Source organism: Acinetobacter sp. CIP 102529 (genome assembly GCF_000368325.1).
Lineage (GTDB): Bacteria > Pseudomonadota > Gammaproteobacteria > Pseudomonadales > Moraxellaceae > Acinetobacter > Acinetobacter parvus.
In genome coordinates, this window is the sequence record NZ_KB849355.1 from 864408 (window position 1) to 873301 (window position 8894).

The 8894-nt window shown below is 40.1% G+C and carries 4 protein-coding genes and 1 pseudogene; 1 reads left to right on the forward strand and 4 read right to left on the reverse strand.

The features are described from left to right. Window positions 1–331 precede the first annotated feature (331 nt). The gene (locus F972_RS09395; protein ID WP_004769614.1) at window positions 332–1960 is read right to left on the reverse strand and encodes an inorganic phosphate transporter; all 1629 of its coding nucleotides are present in this window, start codon (window positions 1958–1960) and stop codon (window positions 332–334) included. A 437-nt stretch (window positions 1961–2397) separates the two neighbouring features. On the opposite strand from F972_RS09395, the gene metH reads away from it, so the two are divergent. Beyond that, the gene (gene metH, locus F972_RS09400; RefSeq protein WP_004769615.1) at window positions 2398–6084 is read left to right on the forward strand and encodes a methionine synthase; all 3687 of its coding nucleotides are present in this window, start codon (window positions 2398–2400) and stop codon (window positions 6082–6084) included. Window positions 6085–6142: 58 nt separating this feature from the next. Here the strand turns inward: metH and F972_RS09405 are convergent, their stop codons facing one another. The 3 genes and pseudogenes from F972_RS09405 to F972_RS09415 form a co-directional block, all read right to left on the reverse strand. Further along, a complete protein-coding gene (locus tag F972_RS09405) occupies window positions 6143–8080 on the reverse strand; it encodes a DNA cytosine methyltransferase (protein WP_004682719.1) in 1938 nt (645 codons plus the stop codon). Between the two features lie 87 nt (window positions 8081–8167). Further along, on the reverse strand, window positions 8168–8650 hold the full coding sequence (gene def / locus F972_RS09410; RefSeq protein ID WP_004769617.1) for a peptide deformylase: 483 nt from the start codon (window positions 8648–8650) through the stop codon (window positions 8168–8170). A gap of 40 nt (window positions 8651–8690) precedes the next feature. Then, a pseudogene (locus tag F972_RS09415) lies at window positions 8691–8894 on the reverse strand (IS4 family transposase); the annotation flags it as partial.

An 8894-nucleotide genomic window follows, 5' to 3' on the forward strand; every position in this document is an offset into this window, starting at 1 on the left:
ATTCAGGCATTCAGGCATTCAGGCATTCAGGCATTCAGGCATTCAGGCATTCAGGCATTCAGGCATTCAGGCATTCAAATTAGAACAGATCTATTTGAGTTAGAACCTAATATTCTTGGTTTTTGTCCGTATCGTATCTAAATTGCCATAAAAAATTACCCTTGTGTACGTCTGTTTTAATTTCATCTATAAACAAGCTAAGCCTAATTTTCTAAAAGAATTTTTCGCATGTTTATTTTAAATATTCAACTTATCACTATCTTATGACCCATAAAAAAAGCTTTGCCTCGGCAAAGCTTTTTAAAATGATTTAGCTTTAAAGCAAATCAAATCATGATACAAACTGTAGGAACAGCCAGTATAATCCACCTGAGATTGCAATCGTTGCTGGCAAGGTAAATATCCATGCAGAAAGTATTGTCTTCACTGTCGCAAAGTTGAGTCCAGACTTGTTGGCAACCATGGTACCTGCAACCGCACTATTTAAAACGTGTGTTGTGGATACAGGCATACCCAAGCCATCAGCAGCAGCAATGGTACTCATTGCAACAAGTTCAGCCGACATCCCCTGCCCATAGGTCATGTGGTTCTTACCAATACGCTCGCCTACAGTCACCACGATACGTTTCCAGCCTACCATCGTACCCAGCCCCAAGGCCAAGGCCACCGCAACTTTCACCCAGTTCGGGATGTATTGCAGGAATGAATCCAGGTTACTACGGTATTCTTTGACAACTTTTGCCTGATCCTGATTCATTCCAGGTAAAGCCTGAGCCCTATCCAGACGTTTGAATGTGGTGGTACTTAGGTACATATCATTACGGATTTCACTGACCGCTGCCTCTGGAATGGCTTTCAAGTCACCATAATTGGCAACACGCTCACCCAAATGTGCAGTCATGCTGGCAAGTGCTGGAACAACTTCAGGTGTTTGCTCTTTGGTTTGAATATATTTAGTGAGTACAGCACGCGCTTTCTCATCAGATAATTCATTTTGATTGACATTCAGTACTGTCGCTGTTTGTACTGAAAGCTGTTCAAATGACTGCAAGTGTTTTGCATCAAGATTCTTGTTTAAAGAATACGCCAACGGCACCAAACCAATCAGAATCAACATGATCAGCCCCATACCTTTTTGACCATCATTTGAACCATGGGCAAAACTTACCCCTGTACAGGTAAAGATCAGGATGGCACGGATTAATGGTGGTGGTGGCTTGTTGCCTTCTGGCGGCTGGAATAATTCCAGTTGACGCTTAAAGACTGTTTTTACCAATAAAAAGACGATGGCCGCAAAGGCGAAACCAATCAGTGGAGAGAACAGTAAGGCCTTACCGACCTTAATCACCTGATCCATATCTATGCCAGATGCACCACCGTTACTCGAATTTAGAATGTAGTTCATAATGCCTACACCTAAAATTGAACCAATCAGGGTATGTGAACTTGATGCTGGAATGCCCAGAAACCAGGTCCCCAAATTCCATAAGATTGCGGCAATCAACATGGCGAACACCATGGCAAAACCAGCCCCGCTTCCCACATTCATAATGAGTTCAACAGGAAGCAAGGCAATAATACCGTATGCAACCGCACCACTCGCCACCATAACGCCAAGGAAGTTACAGAAGCCCGCCCACATGACGGCCACAGGTGCAGGCAATGCATTGGTGTAGATCACCGTCGCTACAGCATTTGCTGTATCGTGAAAACCATTAACAAACTCAAAGCCCAGCGCAATAAAAAGTGCCGTTGATAGAAGAATAACTGAATATAAACTTAATGCTGGAACGTGCGCCAAGTCAGCGCTCACCTGAAAACCAATATAAATAAGTGTTGCAATAATAATTGTTAAAAACACCGGCATAAAGAATTTCGGTGTAGGGACATGCACATTCGTCGATTTTGCCTGTGAACTGGCAAGCGGTGAATCCGAAACAGGAGGAAGATTAGAATTCATGTAGACGGCAAGAGGATAATTAAATCCCCTGTATTGTTTAATTAAATTATGACAATTATATGACAAAGGACTGTCACATGAAGCCAAAATTTCATAGTTTTGTCACATTTTCTGGGATTTTATTAGGAAAATCTCACTCTTTTTTAAAAAATTAATTATTAAAAACAGCATGTTAATAAAAATACTTTTAAACTAAAACTGTTTGTCTGATTTTGCAACAAACACAACAAAATATGAAACTTATTTATCATATTTCGAAATATACGTTGTCTTTTAAAGCATTATTCACCGAAATTATTGCAATTTCATGAAGCTTTTATGACATTCTCCATTTGGTCTGATGAATCACCCTGACTGGGCATTGAAAATACACGCTTTGGCGTAGCTTCTGTTACAATGCGACTGCTTTTTAAACTTGCTATGTACTGGGGTTCCTTATGTCCACACTTGCCACCCTGAAATCACTTCTTGCCCAGCGTATCCTGATTATTGATGGCGCAATGGGAACCATGATTCAACGCCATAAATTACAAGAAGAAGATTATCGTGGTGAACGTTTTGCAGATTGGGCATCAGACCTTAAAGGCAACAATGATTTATTGGTGCTAACACAACCACAGATTATTCAGGGCATTCATGAAGCCTATCTGGATGCTGGCGCAGACATTATTGAAACCAACAGCTTTAACGGCACACGTGTTTCCATGTCGGACTATCACATGGAAGACCTCGTTCCCGAGATCAACCGTGAAGCAGCACGTTTAGCTAAAGCTGCTTGTGAAAAGTACTCAACCCCAGATAAACCACGTTTTGTTGCAGGTGTACTTGGTCCTACTTCCCGTACCTGTTCCATTTCACCAAACGTCAATGACCCTGCTTTCCGTAACATTACTTTTGATGAACTGAAAGAAAATTATATCGAGGCGACACATGCCCTCATCGAAGGTGGTGCCGATATTCTTTTGATTGAAACAGTATTTGATACGCTGAACTGTAAAGCAGCGATTTTTGCGGTAAAAGAAGTATTTAAGCAAATCGGTAATGAATTGCCGTTAATGATTTCAGGCACCATTACCGATGCATCTGGTCGTACATTAACAGGTCAAACCGCAGAAGCATTCTGGAACTCAGTACGTCATGGCGATTTACTTTCGATTGGCTTTAACTGTGCCTTGGGTGCGGATGCGATGCGCCCGCATGTGAAAACTATTGCTGATGTCGCGGATACTTTTGTCTCTGCCCATCCAAATGCGGGTTTACCGAATGCCTTTGGTGAATATGATGAAACGCCAGAGCAAACCGCAGCTTTCTTAAAAGAATTTGCTGAAAGTGGTCTCATCAATATTACAGGTGGTTGTTGTGGTACCACACCAGATCATATCCGCGCCATTTACAATGCTGTTAAAGATATAAAACCACGTCAAATTCCTGAAACCAGACCTGCTTGCCGCCTCAGCGGTTTAGAGCCATTTAACATTTATGATGACTCTTTATTTGTCAATGTCGGTGAACGTACCAATGTCACAGGTTCAAAAAAATTCCTGCGTCTCATCCGTGAAGAAAACTTTGCCGAAGCTTTAGAAGTCGCTCAGCAACAAGTTGAAGCTGGTGCACAGATTATTGACATTAACATGGATGAAGGGATGCTTGATTCACAAAATGCGATGGTGCATTTCTTGAATCTGGTGGCATCTGAACCAGATATCTCACGTGTGCCGATCATGATTGACTCATCGAAATGGGAAATCATTGAAGCGGGTTTGAAATGCGTTCAGGGTAAACCTGTGGTGAACTCAATTTCCCTTAAAGAGGGTTATGATGAGTTTGTCGAAAAAGCCCGTTTATGCCGACAATATGGTGCAGCAGTTATCGTCATGGCATTTGATGAAACAGGACAAGCGGATACGGCTGCACGTAAACGTGAGATCTGTAAACGTTCTTATGATGTGTTAGTGAATGATGTGGGCTTCCCTGCTGAAGATATTATTTTTGACCCGAACGTGTTTGCAGTTGCTACGGGGATTGAAGAACACAATAACTACGGTGTCGATTTTATTGAAGCGACAGGCTGGATTAAACAAAACTTGCCACATGCCATGATTTCAGGTGGTGTGTCCAACGTATCATTCTCTTTCCGTGGCAATGAACCTGTGCGTGAAGCAATTCACTCAGTATTCCTTTACCATGCCATTAAACAAGGCATGACGATGGGGATCGTGAACGCTGGTCAAATGGCGATTTATGACGATATTCCTAAAGAACTAAAAGATGCAGTTGAAGATGTAGTTCTAAACCAAAATCAGGGTGAAAGTGGACAGGAAGCCACAGAGAAATTGCTTGAAGTTGCAGAAAAATTCCGTGGTCATAGTGGCGCACAACGTGAAGCTGAGAACCTTGAATGGCGCAATCAATCAGTTGAGAAACGTCTTGAATATGCACTGGTTAAAGGGATTACCACTTATATTGATGAAGATACCGAAGAAGCCCGTTTAAAAGCCAAACGCCCTCTTGATGTGATCGAGGGTGCATTAATGGATGGCATGAACGTGGTCGGTGACCTGTTCGGCTCAGGTAAAATGTTCCTACCTCAAGTGGTTAAATCTGCACGTGTGATGAAACAGGCCGTGGCATGGCTGAATCCGTATATCGAAGCGGAAAAAACAGGTAGCCAGTCTAAAGGTAAAGTCCTGATGGCAACCGTAAAAGGCGATGTACACGATATTGGTAAAAATATCGTGGGCGTGGTGTTGGGCTGTAATGGCTATGATATTGTCGATTTAGGTGTTATGGTTCCTGCTGAAAAAATCCTGCAAACCGCGATTGATGAGAAATGTGACATCATTGGTTTATCTGGTTTGATTACACCATCGCTGGATGAAATGGTTTTTGTTGCCAAAGAAATGCAGCGTAAAGGTTTTGACATTCCTTTATTGATTGGCGGTGCAACCACATCGAAAGCCCATACGGCAGTCAAAATTGACCCGCAATATTCAAATGATGCAGTGATTTATGTAGCCGATGCCTCTCGTGCAGTGGGTGTAGCAACTACCCTACTGTCTAAAGAAATGCGTGGTAACTTTATTGCTGAACATCGTGCGGAATATGCCAAGATTCGTGAACGTTTAGCCAACAAGCAACCGAAAGCAGCCAAACTAAGCTATGCAGAATCCATTGAAAATGGTTTTAAAATTGATGACAACTATGTACCACCAAAACCAAATACGTTAGGTACACAGGTTCTTAAAAATTATCCGCTTGAAACCTTAGTACCGTATTTTGACTGGACTCCATTCTTTATCTCTTGGAGTTTGGCAGGCAAATTCCCGAAAATCTTAGAAGATGAAATTGTTGGTGAAGCAGCAACTGATTTATATAATCAGGCACAGATCATGTTAAAAGACATTATTGATAATCAGCGTTTTGATGCCCGTGCCGTGTTTGGTTTATATCCTGCACAACGTACCGATGCAGATACCGTGAGTGTATTTGATGAATATGGTCAGAATGTCACACATACCTTTGAACATTTACGCCAACAATCCGATAAAGTCACAGGTAAACCAAACTTGTCTTTAGCGGATTATATTAAGCCATCTGCTCAACCAGAAGATTATTTGGGCGGTTTTACTGTATCCATTTTTGGTGCAGAAGAATTGGCAAATGAATATAAAGCCAAAGGCGATGATTATTCTGCAATTTTAGTACAGTCTTTGGCGGATCGTTTTGCCGAAGCTTTTGCAGAGCATTTGCATGAGCGGATTCGTAAAGAATTTTGGGGTTATAAAGCCGATGAAGTGTTAGATAATGAAGCACTGATCAAAGAGAAATATGTGGGGATTCGTCCAGCACCTGGTTACCCTGCCTGCCCTGAACATTCGGAAAAAGCCGTGTTGTTTGACTGGTTAGGTTCTGAGGAAAAAATTGGCACCAAGCTGACTGAACACTTTGCCATGATGCCACCATCTTCTGTGAGTGGTTTCTATTATTCTCATCCTGACAGTGACTACTTTAACGTAGGAAAAATCTCACAAGATCAGCTTGAAGATTATGCCAAACGGAAAAATTGGACTTTAGATGAAGCGAAACGGTGGTTAGCGCCGAATTTAGATGATTCAATTGCCTAATTAAGCACACACCAAAAACGATCCCCTTTATTAAAAGAATAGAGGGGATTTTAAATCATCAGGTGTTACGGATTTGTAAATTCAGTTTAAAATAATATTTACCATTGGTTTCCTGGTAAATCGTACCGAAACGATGACGTGTACTGGAAGCTGTATCCAGTTTGGTATTTAAAAATAAATATTCTTTTAAATCTGCATCTTTTATTACATGATAAAGTAAAAGATCACCATCTTTTCTGACCACAACCAAACCATTACAGGTATAAGCACCATCCCACGGCGTACCAGAGAACATGCCTAATAAAATTGCTTTTAGAAAATCCTTAACCCGAATCGTTTTGATTTCATCATCGACTAAATCTCTTAAATAACGCCCTTGACCTTTATAATATTTAAGTACTGTTTCTGCCAAATATTCTGGCATTAGCGAGTCTGCTTTTCGTAAATTATCATTAAATACGTCATTTTCACATTTATAAAATTCGAGTTGCCCTCCTAATTCTTCAATTTTAGTTAAACGATCCTTTATTTTTGATGAAGTTTCAATTTGATTAACATCCTGTAATGTACCTCTAAAATTCTTCACCTCATAAATAAAATTGGTTGTCGATCCTGCATTGAGTAGTGTTGGCGCACTGCCTAAAAATGATTTTATTCCCAATGGGTCATATCGATAACTTTGATTTTGAAATTCAAAAGAAATATTTAAATCAGCTTTAGTATATGAGTTGCCTTTAAAAGAGCTAATCTTTAATAATTCCAATAAACTCTGTTGTTCAATATTAAAAGTTTTTGTTTCAGGATTTAGAATAGTGTTCTTAATCTGGGCAAGCACTTCATCATTTAAAATATGCTGAATAGAGCCTAAATCAAACGTTTGATTTCCCTCAATAATTTTTAAGTGATCGTCACCAATGACATAAAATTTACTGGAACCAATATGTTGTAGAGCATAAATTTTAATAAATTCATTGGGTTGTTTTTCTTCTAGCCGAGCATTACCAAATGATAACTTTTTATCATGCATAAGCTTCAGGAAAGCATATAATTCACTCCATTCACCTTTATTGAATTTCATTAAATCCTTTTCCTCTGTACGCTGTATGGTATGTTGTTGTAAATAATTCTGCACTGCTTTTGCTACATGATAGACCACATCCACACAGACACTATTCCCCAGTTGTTTCATGGCCTGGGTTTGATTCACAGGAAACTCAAAATCATCAGGGAAACCCATCATCCGTTTTCCCTGTTTAGGGGTTAAACGGCGCACTTCATGGTTGACCAGATAACCGTCCCAGTTACGGCGATCATTAATCGGTGAACTTTTACCACCGACCCTTAAGGTGAAACCAATTTCGCGACTACATTCTGCTTCCCATACATCCGACATATTTAATTTAAGTGGGACTGGTGCTGGAAATTGAAACGCCTGCTGAGTCTCAACCAAATCTTTATTAAACCCAACAATAAAGATACGTGGGCGATGTTGTGGACGGCCGTATTCACTAGCCTTTAAGATTTTATAGTGAACTGAATAGTTTAACGACTCCAGCTCATGCCTGATAATTTGAAAAGTACGGCCTTCATCATGATTCACCAGTCCACGTACATTTTCCAAAATAAATGCTCTGGGCCTTTTTTTCGATAAAATTTCCAAAATACAATAAAATAAATTGCCTCTTTCCGACTTGGCCCCATCAATTAGCCCCTCTCTTTTTCCTGCATGAGAAAAGGCCTGACAAGGGAATCCGCCACATAAGATGTCATGTTCAGGAATCAATTCATAGGAGACTGAACGAATATCTCGATTAAAATCTTTTTCATCAATTTTATGGTTTTTTAAATAGGTTTTTCTGGCATGTTCATCAAATTCTGATGCAAAAACACACTGCATACCCAATTGAGATAAAGCAAGATGAAAACCACCAATCCCTGCAAATAAGTCTATAAACTTAAATTTTTCAGAAAAATCAAATTCTAAATTTGTACTCATTCACTGCAAGCTAAAAAAATCATTGTCCTATTATAGCCAAATATAAAATCGGATTGTTAAATGTATTGACAAACGTATGATCAATAATCAATGCATTCTTTCCACAAACAACACCCCATCCAAATGATCAACTTCATGCTGCACAATTCGTGCAGGAAAACCCTCGTAGCTGGTTTCAACCACGTCACCCTGTAAAGTGTAATAACGTAATTTAACCATTTGAGCACGTTCAATCTGTCCACGTTCATTGGGCACACTCAAACACCCCTCTTCACCAAAACAGGTCGCTTGAGAAAACTCTAAAATCTCAGGATTGACCATCACAACAGCATCCATTTCAGGTGCATCGGGATAACGTGGATTAGGTCGGGACGCCACAATAATCACACGCTTGGAAATATAAACCTGTGGTGCCGCAATCCCCACACCATTGCGCTCAAGCATGGTCGCATGCATGGCGGACGCAAGTGCCATCAACCATTTACTATTAAATTCCACATCTGACACCAATGCCGCTTTCAGCTTTAAAATTTCTTCACCACGCTGTGCCACAGGTAAAATCACGCTCATCGCATAACCTTATAATTGTTTTCTCTGTACACGACAAATTTCACAGAACCCTTATCCTATCAGGATTCTGCTTTCTTAAAATTGCCAAAATTTCCTTAAACTCTTCTTTTTTCCCAAAACCAATTAAATGCTGAATCGCCATTTGAACATAGTCTAAACCATAGCGAAATAAACTCATTGAGAGTCGTCCATGCTTCTTTATTTTTATCGCTTTTTTTTGATTATGTTGCCATTCACCCGTTAA

What these genes read in the sequence shown, in the direction of transcription:
- F972_RS09395 (WP_004769614.1), bottom strand. Translation starts at nt 1,960, where the DNA reads ATGAATTCTAATCTTCCTCCTGTTTCGGATTCACCGCTTGCCAGTTCA.
- metH (WP_004769615.1), top strand. Translation starts at nt 2,398, where the DNA reads ATGTCCACACTTGCCACCCTGAAATCACTTCTTGCCCAGCGTATCCTG.
- F972_RS09405 (WP_004682719.1), bottom strand. Translation starts at nt 8,080, where the DNA reads ATGAGTACAAATTTAGAATTTGATTTTTCTGAAAAATTTAAGTTTATA.
- def (WP_004769617.1), bottom strand. Translation starts at nt 8,650, where the DNA reads ATGAGCGTGATTTTACCTGTGGCACAGCGTGGTGAAGAAATTTTAAAG.